A 24434-nucleotide genomic window follows, 5' to 3' on the forward strand; every position below is an offset into this window, starting at 1 on the left:
ATGACAAATTTAAATAAAACAGCATCTCCGGTAATGGTTTATCTCGCCTTTGCCATTGTTTATATTGTATGGGGCTCTACCTATTTTTTTATCCAGAAAGCACTGGCCGGTTTTCCTCCTTTTATATTAGGGATTGTAAGGTTTGCCATCGCAGGTATTTTGTTATTAGGCTGGTGCAAAATAAAAGGGGAGGAGATTTTTAACCTGAAAACGATTAAAATTGCAACGGTAAGCGGTATTTTAATGCTGGGTTTTGGAAATGGTATTGTTATCTGGGTAGAACAGTTTATTCCCAGCGGTTTGGTGGCTATCATGGTGGCCTCGGCAGCAATCTGGTTTGTAATCCTGGATAAATCGCACTGGAAAGAGAATTTGAGTAATAAATATATTGTTTCGGGTTTGATTATCGGCTTTTTAGGTGTTGTAATCTTGTTTGGCGATCAGATTATGCAGACGCTTGATAAACCACAAAGTAATCTGCAGGTTATTGGTATGGTACTACTCGTTTTTGGACCAATTGCCTGGGCTGGCGGTTCGCTTTATTCGAAATATCATCCCACTACCGAAAGTTCAGTTTCGGTTAATACTGGCTGGCAAATGTTAATGGCAAGTTTGGCTTTTCTACCAGGAGCGGTATTAAAATCAGAGTTTAAGCAGCTTGATTGGGGCAACATACCGCTCGATGCATGGCTATCGATCATATATTTGATCCTGTTTGGTTCAATCGCAGCCTTTAGCGCTTACGTATGGTTGTTAAAGGTGCGTCCGGCTACACAAGTGAGTACTTATGCTTATGTAAACCCGGTTGTGGCAGTACTGTTGAGTTTAACTTTTACCAATGAAGTAATTGGAATTACACAAGTGATCGGTTTGGTCATTATTTTGGGAAGTGTGTTGTTGATTAATTTACCAAAGTATAAAAAAGCGTAGGCGAAAATAAAAATGGTTCTTGGTGCCACGAGCTACGGCATATCGTCATTTCGACTGAAGTGCAACGGAATGGAGAAATCTGCTGCATAAAACTTAAAAAAAACTGAAATTAAGTTATCCGTGTTTTCAGCGAATCCATGGCAAAAATAAATAAAAAAAGGTTCGTGGTGACACGAACCTTAGCGAAGAGAAAATATAGTCCTCTTTTTTAACGAGGATTAGCGAAATTCGCATTTGTAATGCGAAAAAGAAGTTTTGTTGGCGATACAATCGCCGTTCTCCTTCATCCTCGTTACAAACGAGGACGATGAAAGGGATGGAAAGTTGTCCGTATTTTTAGTGAATCCGTAAGACGGAAATAAAAAAAAGGTTCGTGGCGACACGAACCTTAGCGAAGAGAAAATATAGTCCTCGTTTGTAACGAGGATTAGCGAGATTCGCATTTATAATGCGAAAAAAGAAGTTTTGTTGGCGATACAATCGCCATTCTCTTTCATCCTCGTTACAAACGAGGACGATAAAAGGGTATTTTTAGTGATTCCGTGGCAGGAAAATAAAAAAAGGTTCGTGGCGACCACGAACCTTGGCGGTTAAAATATTTTGCGCATCGTTAAATGCTTTTTGCCAAAGGTAGCGCCCGTAGCCTTGTGTATCGCGATCATCTGTTCGTTAAAATCGCCAACCCAGCTTAATTCAAGCTCCTTGTATTGGTTTTTGGGTAACACATACTCGCCCAAACGAATAAAAAGAACTGATTCCAGGCCATGTTTCTGGAATTTAGGTTTTGTACCCATCACAATGGCCCTCATGCGGGTAACACCCACCCATCGACGGTATGCAAACTTTAATTTTTCAATTAAACCCAATTTGCCATCAAAACCTTTAATCATCTGGTTGGCATCAGGAATTAACACCACAAAAGATGCCGGCTCACCATTAAAATAGGCAAACTGGATCAAATGTTCGTCCATAATGGGTTCCATACTTTTAAAACTTTCTTCGAGTGTTTCTTTTTTGATCGGAACAAAGTTTTCAAAATCCTGCCAGCCATCATTGTAAATTTCCATTAAATCGTTAATGTATTTGCTTGCATTGGCCTTGCTGAAATATTCGAAGGTATAGCCTGGTTTATTTCTTACCCAATTGGCAATTTTGGTAAAACGCTCGGGAAAAGGAATGGTAAGGTTAATGTGATTGGTTAATTGTTCGTATTCGGTTACAAAACCATATTTATCGAAAAACTTTTGATAATAGGGGAAGTTATAATTCATCCCAAAAGAAGGAGGGGTAAATCCATCAACCAATAAACCCCAAAAGCTGTCGTTTTCGCCGAAGTTAATTGGCCCGTCCATGGCTTTCATACCATTTTCAGTTAACCAGGCTTTAGCGGTATCGAATAACAGAAAGGCTGCTTTTTCATCATCAATACATTCGAAAAACCCCATACCGCCGGTTGGCTGGTCGTAGTGGTAAGCTTTTTTCTCGTTAATAAAAGCTGCTACGCGACCGATCAATTTACCGGCGTCATCTTTTAAAACCCAGCGCGTACATTTTCCATGTGCAAAAAAGGTGTTTTTATCCGGGTTAAAAACATTTTCTACTTCGCTATCCAACGGACAGATCCAGTTCTGGTCGTTTTTATATAAGAGTTTAGGGGTATTTAGAAAATCTTTTTTTAATGATGGATTGCTTACGGATATAATTTGCATGGGCACATTTTAAAATTAAAAAGCATCCTACCAAGCGGGCGGATGCTTTTTCAAATATATGTTTTTTTAAATATTAATAATCGTCGTCGTCATCGTCGAAATTATCGAAGTTATCAATATCATCTAATGGAAGATCAAAATTGTCGTCATCATCATCATCTTGAGACTTCTTTTTCGTTGTTTGAATATCGTCATCATCTTCAAGATCATCATCTTCGTCTACCTGTTTTTTAGTAGTCGGCTTAGTTGGGAGTTTCTTTGGCGCTTTCATAACACAAAAATAAAAATTGCTTTTATAGTTTAAAAATACAAAAAAACTTTTTTTAATAACAACCTGTAAGCAAAGAAATTAAATTATTTATTCAACTTTTTCGCCTACACTATTTTCCTCTTTTACGATATCTTTTAACTGTGGAAGCTGGCTTAAGTTATTTAAACCGAAATAATCCATAAATAAGGTGCTGGTGGTATACAGGATGGGCCTGCCAGGTGTTTCGGCTTTGCCTTCTATACTGATCAGTTCTTTTTCCAATAAACGTTGTACGGAGTAGTCTGAATTTACCCCCCTGATCTGTTCGATTTCGAGTTTGGTAATGGGCTGGCGGTAGGCAATAATGGCAAGGGTTTCCATTGCAGCCTGACTCAATTTTTTCTTCGAGCGGTGAAGCTGTAACTGGTTAACAGTGTCGTGGTAGTCTTTTTTGGTAAGGAACTGATAACCGTTGTTCAAATAAACCAATTCTATGGCGAAATCTTCCTGACTGTATTTTTCTTTGATCTGTTCGATGCTTTCGAATACCTGGCTTTCGATAAACTCTTCGTTAAAAACGGCGTTAAGGGCTAATATGATTTCCTGAGTACCGATACTTTGGCTGGAAGAGAATATGAGGGCTTCGATGTGCCTGGTGATGTTGTGATTGGGCATATACAAAAATAGAATTTTTGGGCATAAAAAAAGCGGTCTCGCTTTTAAAAACAAGACCGCTTTCAACACACAAATGAAACCTGAATTAAGATATAGTTTTAGGTTAGGTTATTAAATATCTATATCAATTCTATAAGAACGTCTTTGATAAACACTATCGTTTATTTCTAACACAAGTTTAAGGCTAAACAAGGTTCGATCAAGGTTCTATTTAGTGAGTGGTATTAATAATTGAGTAAACGGTAAAATTTCTATTTTAACGGTATAGAAATGGATACTGTGGTACCGTTTATAACATTTTGTTTCACATTTAGGTGTATAGGTTTTGCTCCAATCTGCCCTAAAAGGTGTAATCTTTCTTTGGTAAGCTGCATACCTTTACTGATATGGCTTTCCTTTTTATCCTTTAACGAATTATCTATGCCAATCCCGTCGTCAATAATTTCGATGTTTAAATAGAATTCATCCTGCAGTTTAATATTGATCTGGATTTCGCCACCGGTTTCTTTTGGCATAATGCCATGCCATATTGCATTTTCTACATAGGGTTGTAACAGCATGGATGGGATAAAGGTTTCTTCTTTATCGATATCTTCATCAATATTAAAAATATATTCAAGTTTATCGCCGAAACGGTTTTTTTCAAGTTTCAAATAAAGATTAAGATATTCCAGTTCTTCTTCCAATGAAATATAACTTTTTGTACAGATTTCGAGGTTTTTTCTGATCAGTCGTGCAAATCCTGTTAAAACTTTATTTGCTGATGCCGTATTCTGCGTATTGATGTAATGCTGGATAGAATTCATTACGTTAAATACAAAATGCGGATTCATCATTGCCTGTAAGGCCTGCTGCTCGAGCATAAGTACCTTGTTTTTGAGTAATAACTGTTCCTGTTCTTTATCTTTCTGCTTGCGGGTAATATAAACAGCCACTTTATAAAAAATATAAGCCACTAAAAGGATTAAGATGGATAAAAACCACAAACTTTGCCAGAAATGTTTTTTAATGGTGAAAGAGATTTTTGCCGATTCGCCCCAGTTGCCGTTCTGGCTTTTGGCACTTACCTCAAAAACATAATCGCCGGGCTGGAGCGACGAGAAATCCAAACGCCTGGTACGGGTTTCTATCCAGGGCGAATTTTCGTTTAAACGATAACGGTAAGTAATATCACTTGTGGTAAAATCAACCGCGCTAAAAGTGAATAAAATGGTATTATTTCCCGTTTCAAAGGTGAAATTCCCCTGATCTACCGGTAAACGTTCATTATCTTTAATAATAGAGGTAACATACACTTTCGGCAGGTTCTTAATGATATTTTTATTGTTATACTTGAATAAAATCAGGCCTTTGTTTGTTGCAAAGTAAGCTGTGCTATCATCAATAAATAAACTGTTGATATCGTCGCTTAAAAGATCTTTTCCATAATCAAAATTGGCTACGCTGGGTTGATTGGGATAATCAGCAATTTTGTTAACGCCTTTATTGGTCAATACCCATATTTCGTTATTTTTTATAAATATTTTGGTGCAGATATTATTGGTTAAACCATCTTTTTGGGTAATTTGGGTCGTAATGCGGTTATCTTTATAAAAGATCAGGCCATAACCATCGGTAGCTAAAATAAGTGTACCATCTGCAAGTTCCTGGATATCGTTTATTCTTTTGGTAAGCAGGGGATGATTTTCATAATGTTTAATCAGTTTACCTTTTGCAAACTGCGACAAGCCGTTGATGTTAGAAAACCATAAACTGCCTTCACGGTCGTAAAAAACATGGTAAGAGCGGTCTTTAAAAAAGTCTTCCTTTTCGCGGTATTTTGCGGCGTTAAATTCAAATTTATTTCTCCTGTCTGAAAGGAAGACCACACCTGATGATAATGCAAGGGCTAAATGGTTATTATTTCCACCGATACTAAAGTGTTTAATCACAAACATGGAATTGTTCGATTCCTTTAAATAATTTACCTCATCGCTACCGTTATAGATGTTTTTAAAAACACCCATTCCATAATCGGATGCGAAATAAATGGACTGATCTTTTGGATCATAGGTAATCTGTTTAATGGTTTTGTATTTTTTGAAATCATCCAGACCAACTTCATCTACCTGATAATTATTAATGCTTAAAACATCGATTACGGCATCATCTGTACCCAGCCACAGGCGGTTTTTGCCATCTTTAGTAATGCTTTTGATCACATTACTACTGAGGCCCGATTCTGCATCGATAATGGATAAACGGTTATTCGAATTCGGGAGCATGTAAATACCCTGGTTGGTGGCAAACCAAATATTCTGGTTATTATCTTTTATCACCTGGTTAACGGCAATATCCTGTAAGTACTGAACGGTTTTACCATTTTTATCAAGGGCAAAAGCGCCATTGGCGTTCGATAACCACACTTCTTTACTGGTAATATCGTAATAAAAATAACCCGACATATTTTTAATCAGGTTTTGCGGGATAGGGATCAGGTTATTAATCATTCCATGCCGGTATTGCTTTAATCCGCCGCTATCTAAATAAAATAACGACCGGTGCGAACTGTTTGAGGCAGTCATGTAAGAAAGTGGCTGTACCTTTGATTTTACCATGGAAAAGGTTTTTCCATTAAACCGCTGCACGCTTAAATCGCTGTAGGCAAAAATATTTCCCTGTTCATCTTCATGGATAAAAGCATTGATAAATTTATCATTCTGGTTAGGGGAAATGTATTTTTTAATTGTTTTTCCATCCCAGCAAACAATAAGGTTGGCATTGGTGCCGAGCCAGATCCTCCCGGCTTTATCGACCAAAAATGAAACAATTACGGTATTAAAGTTTAATTTTTTTAGTAATTCATCGTTATCCTGGTTGTAGAATTTGCCTTCTTTTAGATAACTCAGCTGACCATTTAGCGCGAAAAACCATAGCCGTCCGTCTTTATCTTCTTTCATCTGGAGGATCTGCGTATCGGGCAGACCATCCTCGATCGTGAAATTCTGAAAATTGGTGCCATCAAAACGGCTTAAACCGTTATCCGTAGCGATCCAGATAAAGCCCTTTTTATCCTGTAAAATATAATAACAGTTGTTGCTGGCTAAGCCATTTTTAGAGGTATAATGTGGCAGATAAGTGGTTTGCGCAGAAAGACTTTCCGGAATTATAAAACCCAGTACGGAAAATAAAAAAGCAATAAAAAAACTGCTGAAGCTGAACTTCAGTATAGCTTTTTGAGGCATTAATCCAACTTTTATTTGTGGTTTAGTGGTCACTGTTTGCTTTTGTAAATAACTTTATTTTTTCAAAAAAATCGCTTGCACGTCTTCTCGAAATGTTGATGCTTTCGCCATTTTTTAAGAAAACCTGAAGTCCGTTTTTAGAATTATATTCCTTTAAGTGGTTAAGATTGATAATACTTGATTTGTGAATCCTGACAAACTGATCGGTTGGAAGCAATTCCTCAAACTCCCTTAAAACTTTCGAAACAGTAATTTTATCGTGACTGTTTAAGTGAACGATAGAATAATTGCTATCGGCTTCTATATAGATAATGTCGTCAATATCGATCATTTTAAAACCTTGCCCGTAGGGTAAAGTAAGCTTCCTGATTTCGGCCCTGGAACTTAAACTTGAAGCCAGATTATTGATCCTTTCGTCGTTTTCATTCTGGCCTTTAAATAGTTTAATATGCTGAAATACCTTTTCTACGGCAGTTTTAAGCTCGTCTATATCAATTGGTTTTAACAAATAATCGAGCGCATTGGCCTTAATCGCTTTTAGCGCATATTGATCGTAAGCTGTGGTAAATATTACTGCTGCGTTGTGTTTTTGGGCATCGGGTATTAGTTCGAAACCATTACCTCCGGGCATGGCAATGTCGAGAAAAATTAAATCGATGGGGTGGTGCGCTAAGATGTCTTTTGCCTCTGCCACCGACCTGGCAATACCGGTAATTTCAACCTGTGCACAGTTCTGTTGCAGTAAAAAAAATAACGACGATCGGGCAAATTCCTCATCATCAACAATAATGGCTTTTAATGTAGTCATGGCTATAGGTTGGTGAATGTATTAAAATGCTCTTATAAAAAAAAATGTAAAAACAAAAAACCAGTACTCTGATTGTCACGTATGTATCATCAAACGAATTCAAAACCACTAAACATAGATGACTATGAAAAACAATGAACTAGAAACAAAAAATGAACTTCAAGATGAACGTTTGTTAAACAGCACCGTAGGCAGAAGATCTTTTCTTCAGTATGCAGGTGCAAGTGCTGCTGCCATTGCTTTGGTTGCTGCCGGTTGTAAAAAAGACCGCGGTTATGAAAATCCAACAATGAATGGTGGTGTAACATTAGATTTTAAAGATGATTTCGGTGTATTAAATTATGCTTATGCTTTAGAGCAGTTAGAAGCAGCGTTTTATATTCAGGTAGCCAACAGTAATACTCAATTCACAGGAACAAATGCTGCTGCTAAAAAAGCGTATTTCCAGGATATTCAGTTTCATGAGATAGCGCATAGAGAATTTTTTAAAGCTGCTCTAAGTACTAATGCGATAGGAAGTTTAGAAGTTGATTTTTCTTCAATAGATTTTACCAGTGAGGCAAGCGTTTTAGGAGCTGCAATGGCATTTGAAGATTTAGGTGTTGCGGCATATAATGGGGCAGGACCGAGAATTAAAACAGGTGCTTATTTATTATTGGCAGGAAAAATTGTTTCTGTTGAGGCACGTCACGCAGCATATATTCGTGATTTGGTTTCGAACGGATCATTTGCAGATCTTAATAGCCTTGCTACTTTGGGTGCCGATAACGGAAAAGGCTTAGATGCTGCTCTAACACCGGATAAGGTTTTAGCTGCCAATGCTGCCGGAAAATATATCAAAACCAAAGTTAGTGTAATCAATCTTTAATTCTTAAAATCAGAAATCATGAATATCGTAAATATATTAGAAGAAATCGAAAAAGTTGATGGTGAAATCTATGAAAGATTAAATCCAAGAAGAGCTGCAATGAAAAGCTTTTTCAACGTAGGTAAAAAAATATCTTTAGCAGCTGTACCATTGGCTTTAAGTTCAATGTTCCAAAAAGCTTATGGACAAACTACTTTACCTGCTGCAGTTGTTGATGTATTAAATTTCGCATTGTCGCTAGAGTATTTAGAATACCATTTTTATAACCACTGTATTGTAGGCAAAACTCCAGGATCAGCAGTTACTGATGTTACTTTTAATTTTCCTAACGCAGCGAGCCAGGCAGCGATTACCACCATTCGCGATCACGAGAAAGCACACGTTGATTTATTGGTAACCACTTTGGGAAGTGCAGCTCGTGCACCAATTGCTTATGCTGATACTGATTTCAGGGCAGGTGGCGCATTTGCCACGGTTTATTCTGATTATAATACCTTCTTAGCTGTGGCACAAGGTTTTGAAGATACTGGCGTTAGAGCGTACAAAGGTCAGGCAGGGAATTTGTTGGTAGATCCAGGAATATTAAAAGTCGCATTGCAGATTCACTCAGTAGAAGCACGTCATGCTTCACATATTCGCCAGATGCGCACAGCAGCTTCGGGAGGAAGTCCAGTATACAAACCTTGGGTAAGCTTAGGTGCATCAGGTCAGGCAAATGACTCTGGCGTAGCTGCGGTTGATGCAGTATATGCGGGAGAAGATTTAACTGTACAGGCAGGGGCAAATATTGTAGGAATAGGTGGTAATGCAGGGATTACCAAAGCAATTGCGGTTGAAAGTTTCGATGAACCATTAGATAAAGCAAGTGTAGTTACAATTGCTAACCTGTTTTTACAACCGGGTAAAAAATTGTAGTCATAATACAAATATTTACATTATTGATTAGGTAATGTTTAGTTTAAGGTAGGGAGGTGGAACTTAGTTTCACTTCCCTTTATTTTAAAATTGTTAAATTGGTAATTATATTATCAATTAAGTAATGCAGATGGAAAAGTATAAACCTAGGCTGAAATATTATGTTCAATTTAAACTTTATTCAGAGTGAATGAATTTTGCAAATCAAAATTTCAATTTCTTCTAATTTAGATAATAAAAAAAGCTATTTTCATTTTGAAAATAGCTTTTTTTATTTGTGAAGTATAACTGAGTTTTCTTGAATATTTATCTTTTCAAGATAAGATTATTGATATTGCACACTTCCATTTTTGCAATCTAATGTAAAAGGTCCGTAAAATACGGCAGGACTACCAAATGGGAAAGATCCAGGTTGACCTAGTACCGAGAATTGAACAAAACTGTTGTCAATATCTCTCCAATAAATATCGTTTCTGTTTGTATGTTGTGATTCAACTGCGTAATGAGAAAATTCACTTCCAGAATTAACGATTGATGATGCCGCTTGTGGATTATTTTCAAGGCCTTTTGATATACACATCACCCTGTCGAAATGTTCTATATTAGAAAGGCCATCAAAAAAGTCAGCTTTCATATCTATCAAATGTGGAAGTATATCATATAGGTCATTCGTTAAGTTATTATAAGATATTGCAAGATAAGGTGTGAAGCCAGTATCTGGAGTAAAACCAGGAGACATATTTACACCTCTATAGGTCCCGAAAACGTTTCTATGTTCTGCCATTCCCTCAAGAGATGCAAAACTTTGGTAGCCCAAGGCATTGGAATGTAAGTTATATAGTTTGACCCTAAAAAGAAGCCGTCCTCGATCTTTATAAATAATATTCCAACCACCTATTGCTGGATAAAAACTATTTGGTGAAGGTGCCTGGGCATATAGTGGTTGAGTTTCTGTGGATGCTGCTTTTGATTTACTTAGTTCTTGTGCTTTTTCGTAAGAATCTACTTTAAAGGTTTTCATTCCTGTCTCTTTAAAATATAAATAATCATTACCTACCTTAACAAATCCATCTTTATTGATGAGCATGGCCTCGGTCGAACCTGAACTGTTTAATCTATAGCTATCTTCAGTAAAAATAAGAGATCCTGAATATTTCGCTTTGAGTTCTGAAAAGCCTCTAAAATAATTTTCCTTATCCTTTGATTCTTTTTCAAGTTTATCCAGTTCGCCGTTGAATTTTTCATAGGTTGTTTGAAGCGATGTGAAATTCAGTGAGCTTTCCCAGGACTGTCTTTGACTTTTACTCATTCCCTTAAGAGCCTTGTAGTAGGAAATAAATGTCGAGTAATCTTTGAATGCTAAATGGTCTTTTTCTAATGTTACTTCAGCCGGAGTAACTTCTTCAATAGTTGTGTTTTGCTTTTTGCATGAGTAGTTAACTACTGCGAACGCGATGAGCATTAAATAGATTTTATTTTTCATAGTATTTTAAATTTACTATAAATGTAGTTATATAATATTTTCATTTGTAGTATTATTATTCTTATTTGTATTTTATTCCTTATTTGTTTGCGATTTTTATGTGTGGTGAAAAGTTAATTTTAATGAAAAATTGTTCTTTTTTTTTAAAAAAAAACTCTAGCTTTTTAACAAAAAAGCCTCATAAGTTTATAACTTATGAGGCTTCTTTTAGACAAAAGAGTTTATCAGTAAGTAATCACCTGTTCTTCCAAATGCTCAGGTAAATCCCTGTAATTATATTTCTGTCCGCGTAACTGTGGTTCGAAACCTGCGGCTTTGATTGATTGCTGAATACCATTGGCCGTAAAACGGTGTGGAGCACCAGCAGCCGATACTACATTTTCTTCGATCATAATCGATCCAAAATCATTTGCACCTGCATGTAAACAAAGCTGCGCCGTAGTTTTTCCAACAGTTAACCAGCTGGCCTGGATATTTTTAATGTTTGGTAACATAATCCGGCTTAAAGCAATCATACGGATATATTCATCAGCTGTTACATTGTTGCTAATGCCGCGAAGTCTTTTTAATAAAGTACCATCATCCTGGAAAGGCCATGGAATAAAGGCCAAAAATCCATTTGCATCAGCAGGTTTTTCACTCTGTACCTGACGGATCCAAACCAAATGTTCGAAACGCTCTTCGATGGTTTCTACATGACCAAACATCATGGTTGCAGAAGTGGTAATATCTAACTGATGGCAGGCACGCATTACATCCAGCCATTCTTGTCCGCCGCACTTACCTTTAGAAATTAAACGTCTCACACGGTCGTTTAAAATTTCGGCACCGGCCCCAGGTAAAGAGTCCATTCCGGCTTCTTTTAAAACTTTTAATACCTCGGTATGCGTCATGCCTTCCAATTTTGCTACGTGTGCAATTTCGGGCGGACCTAAAGCATGAAGTTTTAAATCAGGATATAATTCTTTTAATTTTTTGAAGAGATCGGCATAAAAGGCCAAACCAAGATCAGGATGGTGACCACCCTGTAATAATAACTGATCGCCCCCCAGGCGGAAGGTTTCTTCAATTTTTACCTTATAAGTTTCAATATCGGTAATATAACTCTCATCATGCCCCGGCCTGCGGAAAAAGTTACAGAATTTGCAGTTCGCAATACAAACGTTGGTGGTATTTACATTACGGTCGATTTGCCAGGTTACCTTACCGCTAGGTACCTGAATTTTCCTTAGCTCATTGGCCACAAACATCAATGATGCTGTGTCGGCATGGTGGTATAGATATACGCCTTCTTCCTGAGAAAGAAACTCGAAATTTAAGGCGCGTTTTAATAAATCTGCAGTTTGCATATACAAAGATAGGTAAAAGGGAGGGAAGGTTGAAGGGGTAAGGTTTGAGGTTTGTAAAAAAAAGTATGGAGCGCTAGGAGAAAAGCGTATGGCGTTATAGTGGAGTTTCCATTTTCCATCATCCATTTTCCATCATCCATTTTATCTTCTTAAATTGTCCATCATTTGCCATTTTATATTCTCCATCATTTTCCAGCTTGCGTTTTGCCTTAAAATAATATCTTTACGGTTCTAAAATTAGATATGGTAGATTTTAATCGTTTTACACTGGCCAATGGGTTAAAGGTTTTAGTACATGAAGATGCTACAACCCCGATGGCAGTTTTAAATATTTTATATGATGTAGGTGCGCGTGATGAAGATCCTAACAAAACGGGTTTTGCACACTTATTTGAACATCTGATGTTCGGCGGATCGGTAAACATCCCAAGTTATGATGAGCCTTTGCAAAGGGTAGGTGGCGAGAATAATGCCTTTACGAGCAATGATATCACCAATTATTACATTACGCTGCCTGCTGAAAATATAGAAACAGCATTCTGGCTGGAAAGCGACCGCATGTTAAGCTTAGCTTTTTCTGAAAAAAGTTTGGATACGCAGCGCAATGTGGTAAGTGAAGAATTTAAACAGCGTTACCTTAACCAGCCTTATGGCGATGTTTGGTTAAAACTGCGTCCGCTGGCTTACAAAAAACATTCTTATCGCTGGGCAACCATCGGTAAAGAACTTTCGCATATCGAAAATGCAACAATGGATGATGTGAAAGCATTTTTCAAAAAACACTACACGCCGCAGAATGCCATTTTGGTAGTAGGCGGAAATGTGAAAACAGAAGATGTAAAGAAACTGGCCGAAAAATGGTTCGAACCAATCCCTGCCGGAGAAAAATATAACCGCGATTTGGTGCGGGAGGAGCCGCAAACCGAAGCCAGGCAGGAAACAGTTAAAGCAAATGTGCCCTTAAATGCAATTTACATGGCTTTTAAAATGCCGGGACGTTTAAATGATGATTATTATGCATTTGATCTGTTATCGGATATTTTATCACGCGGACAATCATCGCGGTTATATAACAGTTTGTTAAAAGAACAGCAACTATTTAGCGATATCAATGCCTATATCTCAAGCAGTTTAGATCCGGGTTTGTTTATTGTTGAAGGTAAACTAATAGAAGGTGTTACGGTAGAAACGGCTGAGAAAGCAATTTGGGCAGAACTGGATAAACTAAAAGCAGAACTGGTTTCGGACATGGAGCTAACCAAAGTGAAAAACAAGGTAGAATCGGTACTGGTTTTTTCTGAAATGAGTTTATTGGACAAAGCCATGAATTTAGCCTATTACGAACTACTGGGCGATGCGGCTTTGTTGAACAATGAAACTGAAGCATTTTTAAAGGTTGAGGCAGAAGATATCAGAAGGATATCAAACGAAACTTTCAACCTCAATTCATCATCAACTTTATATTATTTAACTGAAGAAAATGCTTAACAGACAACAGGCGCCTGATTTTAAGCAGGTATCGACAATAAATTTTATCCAGCCCGAAAAAAAGGTAATGGATAATGGTGTTCCCGTTTTTACCATTTATTCGGGAGAGCAGGACCTGGTGCGTATCGAATTTATTTTTGAAAATGTAAACTGGAAACTCGAAAAACCTTTACAGGCCATCGCGGTAAGTGCGCTGATCAACAATGGAACAAACAAATTAACTTCGAAGGAAATAGCCGAACAGATTGATTTTTATGGTGCATTTTTTCAAACAGAATATGTGCAGGATCAATCGTTGGTTACACTCTATACTTTAAATAAACACCTGCATTCGGTACTGCCGATTGTTAAAGACGTTTTATCAGCCAGCCAGTTCCCTCAGCACGAACTTGATATTTATATTCAGAACCAGAAGCAAAAACTTCAGGTTAACCTCAAAAAGAATGATATTCTTTCGAGAAAGGAATTTGCCAATGCCTTATTTGGCGATACGGCTTATGGTGTAAATATAAAAGCTGAACATTATGATGCTTTAAAACGCGAAGATCTGCTCGAATATTTTAAAGCTGCATATGCCCCCAATAATTGCACTATTGTAGTTTCAGGGAAGTTTAATGATGCTGCGTTCAACCTGTTGAATGGTGCTTTTGGAAAAGACTGGGAAAAAAGCAGTGCGGTAAAAAACAGCTTTAATTTCAACACAACCGACAAACAGGTTATTTATGTCGAAAAACCAGAGGCTTTACAATCTGCAATCAGAATCGGGCAATTGGCTATTAACCGTAAACACGAAGATTTTTCCGGACTTCAGATTTTAAATACCGTATTGGGAGGTTATTTTGGATCTCGTTTGATGAATAATATCCGTGAAGACAAAGGCTATACCTACGGCATTGGTTCGGGTATTTCATCTTTACAGCAGGCCGGTTATCTGTTTATTGCCACCGAAGTAGGGGCAGATGTTTGTTCGGCAGCTTTAACAGAAATTTACAAGGAAATAGATATCCTTAAAAATGAACTGATAGGAGAAGAAGAACTCAACCTGGTTCGGAATTATATGTTGGGTTCGATGTTGGGCAGTTTGGAAAATGTGTTCTCACATGCGGATAAGTTTAAGAACATTTACTTTTCAGGCCTGGATTATGATTATTACACCAACTACATTGAAACGGTGAAAAGCATAACTGCCGAAGAATTATTGGCCTTAGCTAATAAATATTTTACTACTGAGCATTTTACGGAAGTAGTAATCGGGAAGAAGTAAGTTTACCCTTTTTATTCGTCATCTCGACTGAAGCGCAGCGGAATGGAGAGATCTATCCAGATAGATTTCTCGACTTCGTTACACTTCGCTCGAAATGACGACTTTTTTGCAATAAATTTAATTACCTATACTGGCATAAATATGCTGTTTGGACAGTTGCCTTTACTTTGAATGATGTATTTGCCGGTACTTCGAATTTATCGCCCGCTTTGATGATCTGCCAGTCAGCACTTTCAGGAAGCAGTGCTTCCAGTTCGCCTTCTATCACGTACATAATTTCTTTTTGGGCTGTTCCGAAGGTATATTCTCCGGGGTTTATAATCCCAACGGTCGATTTTCCTTCGGTGGTTTCGTAACCCAACGATTTTACGTTGCCATCAAAATATTGGTTTTCAGTAATCATATTATAAGGTTTTTGCTAAAACGGCCTTTTGTTTATCGGCCTGGTAAATCTTTTTATAAAAATCGACATATTCACCATATTTTTCCGGAGCATACTTTTTATTGTTCATCGTTTGTGTACGGTTATAAACAATGGTATTATCCTTTACGCTGAATTTCGCTGTATACGATCCGAATTCGGAGGTAATGGTGATGTCTTTTGGTAAAAATTCCACATTATAACCTTTAGGCAGGATATAACTGATTTCGTCATCATCATTGTAACCAAATGGAACAGCGAAATAGGTTTTCCGATTTTCTACTTTAAGCGGAACACTCTCACGGCGGTTAATTTGGATGACCACCAGAAATAACTTATCTCCACCCTTAGTTAATATTGGGTTGGTTTTAAAATTAATCTCTTCTGTAAGCACAGGCACTGTTTTATCAGGCTGTAGGTATTTGTAACTGGTGAGCTCTGCTACCGGGATCGGGCTATCTTCGATAATTCTTTTCCTGAGTTCAACAGGTTCCATCAGTGTCATCGAAAAATTTTCTTCAAACTGGGCATTGCCGTAAGTAGATCTGATTTCTGAACTAGCTGTGCCATCCTCGGCCAGGGTAATTTTCGTTTTCCTGATCTGGTAGTTCTCTTTCGGATTATAAGCCGGGGTATGCACAATTTTTCCGCCATTTTCGGTAACCATTAGTACATTCCTGTCTGAATTGCTATAACCCACAAAGCCCATAGGTTTGTATTGGCTTGTACATTCTAAAAAGGTGGTATCTTTTGGCATGGGTACGCATAATATCATGTGGTTTGCCTGGCCCATGCTCGAATAGTTTGGGTTTAAACTTGGCATATCGTTTCCGATTACAATCAGGTTTGAGGCAATACCTGCTTCGTTAAGCAATGCTTTCATGTAGTTAGAAAGTGCTTTACAATCACCATAATTAACCTGCGCCACTTTTTCGGCCAAAATAGGCCTGAAACCGCCGATGCCCAACTGAACGCTCACATAGCGGGTATTTTGCTGCAAGTGGTTGTATAATATCCTGATTTTTTCTTTAGGTGTTTTGGCATCTTTAATTAAATTCTGCACCATCAGTTTGGTGGCTTCGGGTAATTTATTTCCGCCCTGGTTGAGGTTATATAACCATGAACCGAAATTTTGCCAGTTGTCGAAATTTCCTGATGAGCCATCATATTCAAACTGGTTTGGTGAGGCTTTAACCCAGGCAGAAATATTGTCGATACCGGTACTTAAAGGCTCGCTGGCTACAGCTGCAACATTAGCACTTTTCCATTTATATTGCACTTTTTCGCCGATAATTACAGAATCAGTCTGTAAATTACGACTGGTAAGGTAGCGCATTTTATAGTTTTTTGCCTTTTGGATCGTGTACGACGATTTTTCTACCGATACGCCAAAACCTTTAATATCGCGCCACGACGGAAAATAAAGTATTCCATTATAATCCTGGCTGTAACTGTATTCTATCGTATAGGGATAATTTACACTTACAAATTTTAAAAGTTTTAATCTGTTGTCCTCAAATATCGAGAAATCGGAGATCAGGCTTTGGTCTTTAATATCCGAACTCTTGTAATCTTTGATTTTTTTGCCTGTAGCATCGTAAAGTGTGGCTTTAATATTATAAATGCTGCTGAATTTATCATAAACCTCAGCCATTTCGCTATATTCTTCGCCGGCTTTGTTCAAAATTGTCATGGCCACTTTGAAATCCATCCTTGCTGATCCTAAACCTTTAACATCAAAAAAAGATTCTTCATTTCTGACCACCATAACGGCGTCTTTTTTCAGGTTATCTGGAATTTTGGCTACATCGTAATCTGTTTGTGCAAATGCACTACCCATTGCCAGTAGTCCAAATGCTAAGCTTAAATAGTATCTCATTAGCCTTTCTTTTTAAATACAATCTGCTCGGCCTGTTTTTCTACCACAGCTTTAAACAATTCTTTTAAATCGAAATATTCTTCAGGGGTATAAAATGATTTATTAACGTTAATGGTACTTTTTATCATAAGGGTTTTGCCTTCTGATATATAATTGATGGTGAAAGTTCCATTTTCTTCGGGCAGCTTGTAAATTCCGCCTTTTGGAAGTTTGTCAATTTCGTAATCTTCAGGGAAGTTTACGGTAATACGGTAACTCTCTTTAAATGGATAGGCAAAATCAACGGGAAATTTTCGCTCCTCCAGTTTGAATAGGTTTTCTTTTGTCCGCTCGAAAAGGAGAGGAGTAAAGTATACCAAGTTACCGGCTTCTTCTACATTATCCTCAATTACAACATCCATGCTTTCGCTTAACAGCTCATCGAGGTTATCCAGGTTATCTATTTTATAGGCAGAAACTTCTAAGCCGGTTTTATCTTTTTTCAAATCTTTGATAAACTCGGTTTCATTATTGGTTTTTCTGTATTTATTACGCAGGTTTAAAGCCGAGTAACCTTTTGAATACTGGTTGATTTTTCCTGATAGTTTATGCTCTTTATCGAGCACCATATTGTATACAAAAATCTTTTCGCTTGCAATGCTGGGCTCAGTAGAAAGCCATTTTCCGTTAAAGGTTTTAAAATCCATATAATAACCCTGGTGACTCAGATTTTCGTAATCCAGCATCCCGGCAGGCAGATCTTTATCGGTAGCATCAAGAAAATACAGTTGGTTCCCGATCTGTGTAACTGCAATTACGTTATTAAATGCCGAAATGAGTGGGTAACCGGGGTGCATCCCATTTTCTCTTGTACTGATCAGCACCGGGTAAGCTTCGATTTTTGCCTCTTTTAATAAGCTTAACAGGGCCAGGTTGATATCGCCCGATGAACCGGTTTTCTTTTCAAAAAGGGTCTTTGGGTTAGTCGCGTCTGAATATTTCGAATAATGTTTGTCCCATTTTACATTGTTTTTAACATAGTTGAAGATCAGTTTAACCGTTGCCAGCGTATCTTTTTCTCCTTTTAAAATGCCCGGAAGTACCGACTTTGCATAGCTGTTTTTATTAATATAAGCACCAAAATTTTCATCCTGTGCCAGTTCATTGATGATTTTAGACCATGAGCCGTTATAATCGTGGTAAACATCACCGGGGAAATTGGTCGCCCTAAGCTCAAATTCTATTTTGGGATTGTAATCATCCATAGTAGTAACATAAGGCTCATCCTTTAATGCAGGAATGTTGGCTACGCAATATTTATCGTACACTGCGTTGGAGCTTACGCCGGCTATATATGATGCATTTACATTTTGATGAAGCGGATGATCTACCTGGTAATAACCACTCATATTGGTTTTATAATTAAAATATTCAGGTATCCTTACGTTATACTCCGACCACAGTGTTGGCACACTCGACTGGAATTTCCAGCCGCGGAGGGTAAAAATAAAATCAGATTTGATCCTGTATTTAAACTCAATAATAGATCCTTCCTTTACATTTGGCAGGGCAAACTTCTTGATCACATAATTTTTATTAAACTCCTCGGTAAATTTGGCATCCTTGTTTAGTTTACTGGTAACCATTTTGCCATCAACCATATTATAGGTTGCTGCATCCATGTAGTTAAGATCTTCTTTTGCCGAGCCGCTGCTTTTGTAAAGTTCTACTTTAAAATTGGCCAGGTCATACCCGTTTTTGTTCAGGATTTTGTAGCGGATGTGCCTTTCAAAAACATAAATAAAACCGCTGGAAGAAGGGCTGATTTCGAAATAACATTCGCCTACATCAAACAATTTAACTGCCGATGCCGAAGAATCTGCTCCAGAAACTTTCGTTTCAAATTCTGCCGGTGCAATTTTTCCGAATTTAAATTCCCTTTTTACATTTTGGCCCGTTTGGGCATAGAGACTGCCAACCCCAATGCATAGCATTAAAGTCAGAAATTTGAGAGCATTTTTCTGCATTATATAAATAGTTTATTGGTTGATGCAATTATAAAAACAATCTTTTAAATATTTATAAATAATTGAAGTACAATAATAAATTTAAAGGAGGGATAGGTGCTGTAAGTTCATCGATTATTGCTGGAATATCATTTGTAAACAGATCATATACCTGCTCCTTTTTTTACCGGTTGGCTAAGGGATTCATTTTGGCAGATTAGGGCAATTGTCAGCCAAGCTCAATATTTAAGCATTTTTATCTTTATGCTTTTATTTTCGCGTTATTTCCGTATCTTTGCCTGGCAAATAATAAATCCTAATTTATTTGCTATGCAACTCGATTCCACAAAATTTATTGCCACAGGTTTAACTTACGACGACGTACTTTTGGTACCCGCATATTCAGAAATTCTGCCCCGTGAAGTAAATACATCCACTTTTTTAACCAAAAAAATCAAACTTAACGTTCCGTTGATTTCTGCAGCAATGGATACCGTAACAGAGGCCGAGCTTGCCATTGCCATTGCGCAAAATGGGGGTATCGGGATGTTGCACAAAAACATGACTATTGAAAGACAAGCTGCTGAGGTACGTAAGGTAAAACGTTCTGAAAGTGGCATGATCCAGGATCCGGTTACTTTACTGGAAACAGCAGTTGTGGCCGATGCTTTCAAAATCATGAAAGAACACAGAATAGGTGGTATTCCGGTAGTAAGCAGCGATAATAAATTGGTTGGTATTATTACAAACAGGGACCTGCGTTTTCAGAAGGATATGAAAAGACCGGTTTCTGAAGTAATGACGAAAGAAAACTTAATCATTGCACCAGAAGGTACTACATTGGTACAGGCTGAAGAAATTTTGCAGAATCATAAAATCGAGAAACTTCCGGTAGTAAGCAAAGATGGCTACCTGAGTGGTTTAATTACTTTTAAAGATATATCGAAAGTTAAAAATTATCCTGTTGCCTGTAAAGATGAACGCGGCCGTTTACGTGTTGGTGCTGCGGTTGGCGTAACTGCCGATACCATCGAAAGGGTTGATGCTTTGGTTGCAGCTGGTGTTGATGTAATTACCATTGATACCGCCCACGGACACTCGAAAGGTGTGGTTGATAAATTAAAAGAAGTTAAAGCTAAATATCCTGATTTACAGGTTATAGTTGGTAATATTGCTACAGGTGCTGCTGCAAAGTTCCTGGCTGATGCCGGTGCTGATGCAGTTAAAGTAGGTATTGGTCCGGGTTCTATTTGTACCACCAGGATTATTGCCGGTGTGGGTGTTCCTCAATTATATGCCGTTTACGAATGCGCCAAAGCATTAAAAGGCACAGGCGTACCGGTTATTGCCGATGGCGGTATTAAACACACCGGCGACATTGCTAAAGCAATTGCTTCGGGTGCTAGTACTGTAATGGCAGGTTCATTATTTGCAGGAGTAGAAGAATCACCAGGCGAAACCATTATCTACGAAGGACGTAAATTTAAATCTTACCGTGGTATGGGATCTATCGAAGCCATGGAGCAGGGTTCTAAAGACCGTTATTTCCAGGATGTGGAAGATGATATTAAAAAGTTGGTTCCTGAAGGTATTGTAGGTCGTGTACCATTTAAAGGTACTTTGGCCGAAGTAATGTATCAGTACATTGGCGGTTTACGTGCAAGTATGGGCTACTGCGGAGCAGCCAATATCGAAGCCTTACAGGAAGCTCAATTTGTACAGATTACTGCTGCAGGTATGCGCGAAAGTCATCCGCACGATATCACCATTACTAAAGAAGCACCTAATTATACCAGATAAGGCTTTAGGTGTAAGGCTTAAGGTATAGGGTAAATGAAAATACCTGACAATTTTAAAGAATAAATGAACGGGGCATCGGTTTACGATAGCCCCGTTTTGTTTTATGCCAGACCTCGCAGGTTTTCGAAACCTGCGAGGTCTAGAAAGTCTTTAAACTTCTCGCCTCGGTTCGTGTCGCCACGAACCGAAAGGATATTTGGCTAAGGTGTCTTAGGTGGTCAATATTTTTTTGGGAAATGTTGGGTTCAGTATTAATGGCAGCCGATAGTCCTGCTATCCCTCCAAGTCCGCACTCGTTCCTCGCTTGCGGGCTTTCCGTTCTATCAGGTTTATTTAACCTAAAACAGAGGTTGTTTGGAGCAGATTAGATTTGTAAACTGCTCGCCCTCGTCTCGTTTTGTGTCGCCTTGCCTTGGTTCGTGTCGCCACGAACCGGAACTAAACAAAGACCTCGCAGGTTTTTTAAACCTGCGAGGTCTAATGGAAAAATTCGCAAAATAAAATTTGGCAGATAGATTTTTTTAATATATTTGTCGACTAAATCTATAGGATTTATATAATAATTATGAAAACTCATCAAAAATCACGCATCTATTGTTGTTGTTGCCATGCTAAAACAGTAATCGAATATTTTCGAACGGGCCGTTAATCAACAATAAATAAAACAAACTATCAACTAAATCATGAACAAAAGTTTACTCTTTCTCTTTTCATTTTTGCTTTCGGCAGGCATCGCTTTTGCCCAGAGTCCAATAACAGGTATTATCAAAAAATCCAGCGGTGAGCCGGTACCCCGTGCAACCATTAAAGTTAGGGGCACCAATATTACCGTAAGCGCCGATGATAACGGTGCTTTCAAAATCGACGCAAAACAGGAACCGCCATTTTACCTTCAGGTAAGTTCGGTAGGTTATAAACCTCAGGATTTTCAGATTTTAAGGTATCAGGAAACTCCTATCGAGCTGGTTTTGGTAGAAAGTGCCCTTTTAGATGAAATCGTGGTAACCTCACGTCGCCGTTCGGAGGTTTTACAGGATGTGCCTATTCCAATTACCGTTATCGGTGGTCGTGCAGCAGAAAATGCAGGTGCTTTTAACGTAAACCGTTTAAAAGAATTGGTGCCTTCGGTACAGTTATATGCCTCGAATGCCAGAAATACAACACTTAACATCAGGGGACTGGGTTCTACATTCGGTTTAACCAACGATGGTATCGATCCAGGTGTAGGTTTTTACGTAGATGGTGTTTACCACGCACGTCCGGCAGCAACCTCAACCGATTTTCTTGATATCGAACAGATCGAAATTTTACGCGGTCCGCAGGGTACCTTGTTCGGTAAAAACACTACAGCAGGTGCATTTAACATCACCACCAGCAAACCAACTTTAACGCCCAGCGCAAAAGTAGAATTAAGTGTGGGTAATTATAATTTCATCCAGGCCAAAACTTCTGTTTCAGGAGCCCTGGCAAAAGATCTTGCTGCAAAAATTTCAATTTCAGGTACACAACGCGATGGAACCATCTGGAACACCAGGGAAGAACGTAAATATAGCGGACAGAATAATCTAGGTTTTAAAGGTCAGTTGTATTATACCCCTTCAGAAAAATTACAGGTATTGTTAAGCGGCGATGTAAGCATTCAGCATCCGGCAGGTTATCCGCTGGTAATTGCAGGTGTTGCAACAACTGAGAGGAGTGCATATCGCCAGTATGCTAAAATTGTTTCCGATTTAGGTTATCAGCAGCCTAAAATCGATCCTTTTTCAAGGGAAATCAATACCAATACGCCTTGGCGCCACAACCAATCAATTGGTGGTATATCATTAAACGTAGATTATAAAATCGGTAACGGAACACTTACCTCAACAACGGCTTGGAGATTCTGGAACTGGGATCCTACCAACGACAGGGATTTCTCGGAATTAGCTGCTTTAACCAAATCGCAGGGTACTTCGCGCCACGATCAATATTCGCAGGAAATCAGGTATGCCGGGAATATTACGGATAAATTAAGCGGGGTAGTTGGCGTATATTTATTGGGTCAGAATTTAAAAGGTTTAGCGCAAACCGAAGAAGTAGGTAAAGATCAGTGGAGATTTGTGCAAACCAGCAATACCGGTAGTCAGGCTTTATATTCAACCCCGGGTTTACTCGATGGTTTTGGTATCAAAACCAACTCTACCATCAAATCGTTAAGTGCTGCAATTTTTGCGCAGGTAGATTGGGAAGTATTGAAGAACCTTCATGTGTTACCAGGTTTAAGGTATACGTATGATAAAAAAGATGTTGATTATGATAGGGTAACCTACGGCGGTTTACAAACCAATGATGCTGCTTTACTGGCGCTCAAAGCGGCTGTATATGCAAATCAGCAGTTTACAACAAAGGTTGATAACAACAATTTATCGGGTAACTTCACGGTATCTTACCGTCCGAATCATAACTTAAACGTTTATGGAACTTTCTCTACCGCTTACAAACCAGTGGGGGTTAACGTAGGTGGTTTACCAACTACTTCTACCGGAGCAGCCGATTTATCGGTAGCTGTTGTTAAACCGGAGTATGTTCAGCATTACGAATTAGGTGCTAAAACAAAACCATTTAAAGGTGCTATCGTTAACATCAGTGCATTTAATACTGATATCAAAGATTACCAAACCAATGTTCAGTCGCCGCAATTGGGTGTTAACAGGGGCTATCTGGCCAATGCCGAAAAAGTTAGGGTAAAAGGTCTGGAAATTGACGGCAGTTACCAGTTGGAAAGATTTTTAACCTTAAATGCAGCTTTAGCTTATCTTGATGGTAAATATGTAAAATTTACCAATGCACCACTTCCGTTAGAAGAAACCGGCCATACCGAACTGGTAAATGGTGTAGCCACGCAGGTAGCGTTTAAAGATGCTTCAGGCGGGAGATTACCGGGTGTGTCGAAATGGAATATATCTGGTGGTGCAGAATTGAGTACTGCCGGGAATCTGGCGACAAAAGAGGGCAGGTATTTTATCGCAGGTGATGCCAGCTACCGTTCAGAATATTCTTCTAACCCTACACCATCCAGCGTGTTAAACGTTCAGGGATACGCTTTATTTAATGCAAGGTTAGGTTTCAAATCAGATAAATTCTCACTATTTGTTTGGAGCAGAAATATTGCCAATAAAAACTACTACGAGCAATTACAGGCTGCGGCAGGTAACTCTGGTTTATACGCTGGTGTATTGGGCGATCCAAGAACTTATGGTGCAACAATCCGTTATACCTTCTAAAACAGTAAAATAATCTTTTTTCTAATATATTTGGTTAACAAGGAGTGGCGTTATGCCATTCCTTTTTTTATTTAGGCTAAACCTATCAGTATCTATGTAATAAAAGTGATCTTAGTTCAAGTG

Annotated in this window: 17 protein-coding genes; 7 read left to right on the top strand and 10 right to left on the bottom strand. The window is 38.3% G+C overall.

Going from position 1 to position 24434, the window contains the following annotated elements:
* Entirely contained in the window at positions 1-930 is a 930-nt protein-coding gene (locus DRW42_RS07980; protein WP_244215227.1) for an EamA family transporter, read from the top strand.
* Between the two features lie 590 nt (positions 931-1520).
* Here the strand turns inward: DRW42_RS07980 and DRW42_RS07985 are convergent.
* From DRW42_RS07985 to DRW42_RS08005, 5 genes are all read right to left on the bottom strand, one after another.
* Positions 1521-2639 (bottom strand): GNAT family N-acetyltransferase, encoded by a 1119-nt coding sequence (locus DRW42_RS07985; RefSeq protein WP_113948297.1) that lies wholly within the window; start codon positions 2637-2639, stop codon positions 1521-1523.
* A gap of 73 nt (positions 2640-2712) precedes the next feature.
* Positions 2713-2910: a hypothetical protein gene (locus tag DRW42_RS07990; RefSeq protein ID WP_113948298.1), complete on the bottom strand. Its 198-nt coding sequence runs from the start codon at positions 2908-2910 to the stop codon at positions 2713-2715.
* 87 nt (positions 2911-2997) lie between these two features.
* Positions 2998-3564, bottom strand: coding sequence for an SMC-Scp complex subunit ScpB (gene scpB / locus DRW42_RS07995; protein WP_113948299.1), 567 nt, complete (start codon positions 3562-3564; stop codon positions 2998-3000).
* A gap of 251 nt (positions 3565-3815) precedes the next feature.
* Entirely contained in the window at positions 3816-6788 is a 2973-nt protein-coding gene (locus DRW42_RS08000; RefSeq protein WP_113948324.1) for a ligand-binding sensor domain-containing protein, read from the bottom strand.
* Positions 6789-6810: 22 nt separating this feature from the next.
* On the bottom strand, positions 6811-7596 hold the full coding sequence (locus DRW42_RS08005) for a LytR/AlgR family response regulator transcription factor (RefSeq protein ID WP_113948300.1): 786 nt from the start codon (positions 7594-7596) through the stop codon (positions 6811-6813).
* 124 nt (positions 7597-7720) lie between these two features.
* Here DRW42_RS08005 and DRW42_RS08010 point away from each other — a divergent pair, with 124 nt between their 5' ends.
* Complete coding sequence (locus DRW42_RS08010) at positions 7721-8464, top strand: ferritin-like domain-containing protein (RefSeq protein ID WP_113948301.1); 744 nt, start codon at positions 7721-7723, stop codon at positions 8462-8464.
* A gap of 18 nt (positions 8465-8482) precedes the next feature.
* A complete protein-coding gene (locus tag DRW42_RS08015; protein WP_113948302.1) occupies positions 8483-9379 on the top strand; it encodes a ferritin-like domain-containing protein in 897 nt (298 codons plus the stop codon).
* A 325-nt stretch (positions 9380-9704) separates the two neighbouring features.
* Here the strand turns inward: DRW42_RS08015 and DRW42_RS08020 are convergent, their stop codons facing one another.
* Both DRW42_RS08020 and DRW42_RS08025 read right to left on the bottom strand, forming a co-directional pair.
* Positions 9705-10862 (bottom strand): DUF4848 domain-containing protein, encoded by a 1158-nt coding sequence (locus DRW42_RS08020; RefSeq protein ID WP_113948303.1) that lies wholly within the window; start codon positions 10860-10862, stop codon positions 9705-9707.
* Between the two features lie 224 nt (positions 10863-11086).
* A complete protein-coding gene (locus tag DRW42_RS08025; RefSeq protein ID WP_113948304.1) occupies positions 11087-12211 on the bottom strand; it encodes a CofH family radical SAM protein in 1125 nt (374 codons plus the stop codon).
* 243 nt (positions 12212-12454) lie between these two features.
* On the opposite strand from DRW42_RS08025, the gene DRW42_RS08030 reads away from it, so the two are divergent.
* Together DRW42_RS08030 and DRW42_RS08035 are read left to right on the top strand one after the other, a co-directional pair.
* Positions 12455-13699: a M16 family metallopeptidase gene (locus DRW42_RS08030; RefSeq protein WP_113948305.1), complete on the top strand. Its 1245-nt coding sequence runs from the start codon at positions 12455-12457 to the stop codon at positions 13697-13699.
* Complete coding sequence (locus DRW42_RS08035) at positions 13692-14963, top strand: M16 family metallopeptidase (RefSeq protein WP_113948306.1); 1272 nt, start codon at positions 13692-13694, stop codon at positions 14961-14963. Before DRW42_RS08030 ends, DRW42_RS08035 begins: the two co-directional genes overlap by 8 nt.
* A 121-nt stretch (positions 14964-15084) precedes the next feature.
* Here the strand turns inward: DRW42_RS08035 and ppnP are convergent, their stop codons facing one another.
* Genes ppnP through DRW42_RS08050 form a run of 3 tightly spaced genes read right to left on the bottom strand, consistent with a single transcriptional unit; the run spans position 15085 to position 19269 of the window.
* Positions 15085-15366, bottom strand: a complete 282-nt coding sequence (gene ppnP / locus DRW42_RS08040; RefSeq protein ID WP_113948307.1) for a pyrimidine/purine nucleoside phosphorylase — start codon at positions 15364-15366, stop codon at positions 15085-15087.
* A gap of 1 nt (position 15367) precedes the next feature.
* Positions 15368-17263, bottom strand: coding sequence for a DUF3857 domain-containing protein (locus tag DRW42_RS08045; protein ID WP_113948308.1), 1896 nt, complete (start codon positions 17261-17263; stop codon positions 15368-15370).
* Positions 17263-19269 (bottom strand): DUF3857 domain-containing protein, encoded by a 2007-nt coding sequence (locus DRW42_RS08050; protein WP_113948309.1) that lies wholly within the window; start codon positions 19267-19269, stop codon positions 17263-17265. Before DRW42_RS08050 ends, DRW42_RS08045 begins: the two co-directional genes overlap by 1 nt.
* A gap of 309 nt (positions 19270-19578) precedes the next feature.
* On the opposite strand from DRW42_RS08050, the gene guaB reads away from it, so the two are divergent.
* Both guaB and DRW42_RS08065 read left to right on the top strand, forming a co-directional pair.
* Complete coding sequence (gene guaB, locus DRW42_RS08055) at positions 19579-21048, top strand: IMP dehydrogenase (RefSeq protein ID WP_113948325.1); 1470 nt, start codon at positions 19579-19581, stop codon at positions 21046-21048.
* Positions 21049-21731: 683 nt separating this feature from the next.
* On the top strand, positions 21732-24311 hold the full coding sequence (locus tag DRW42_RS08065) for a TonB-dependent receptor (protein ID WP_113948311.1): 2580 nt from the start codon (positions 21732-21734) through the stop codon (positions 24309-24311).
* The last annotated feature ends 123 nt before the right edge of the window (positions 24312-24434 follow it).

It is taken from the genome of Pedobacter miscanthi (genome assembly GCF_003315595.1).
GTDB classification, from domain to species: Bacteria; Bacteroidota; Bacteroidia; order Sphingobacteriales; family Sphingobacteriaceae; genus Pedobacter; species Pedobacter miscanthi.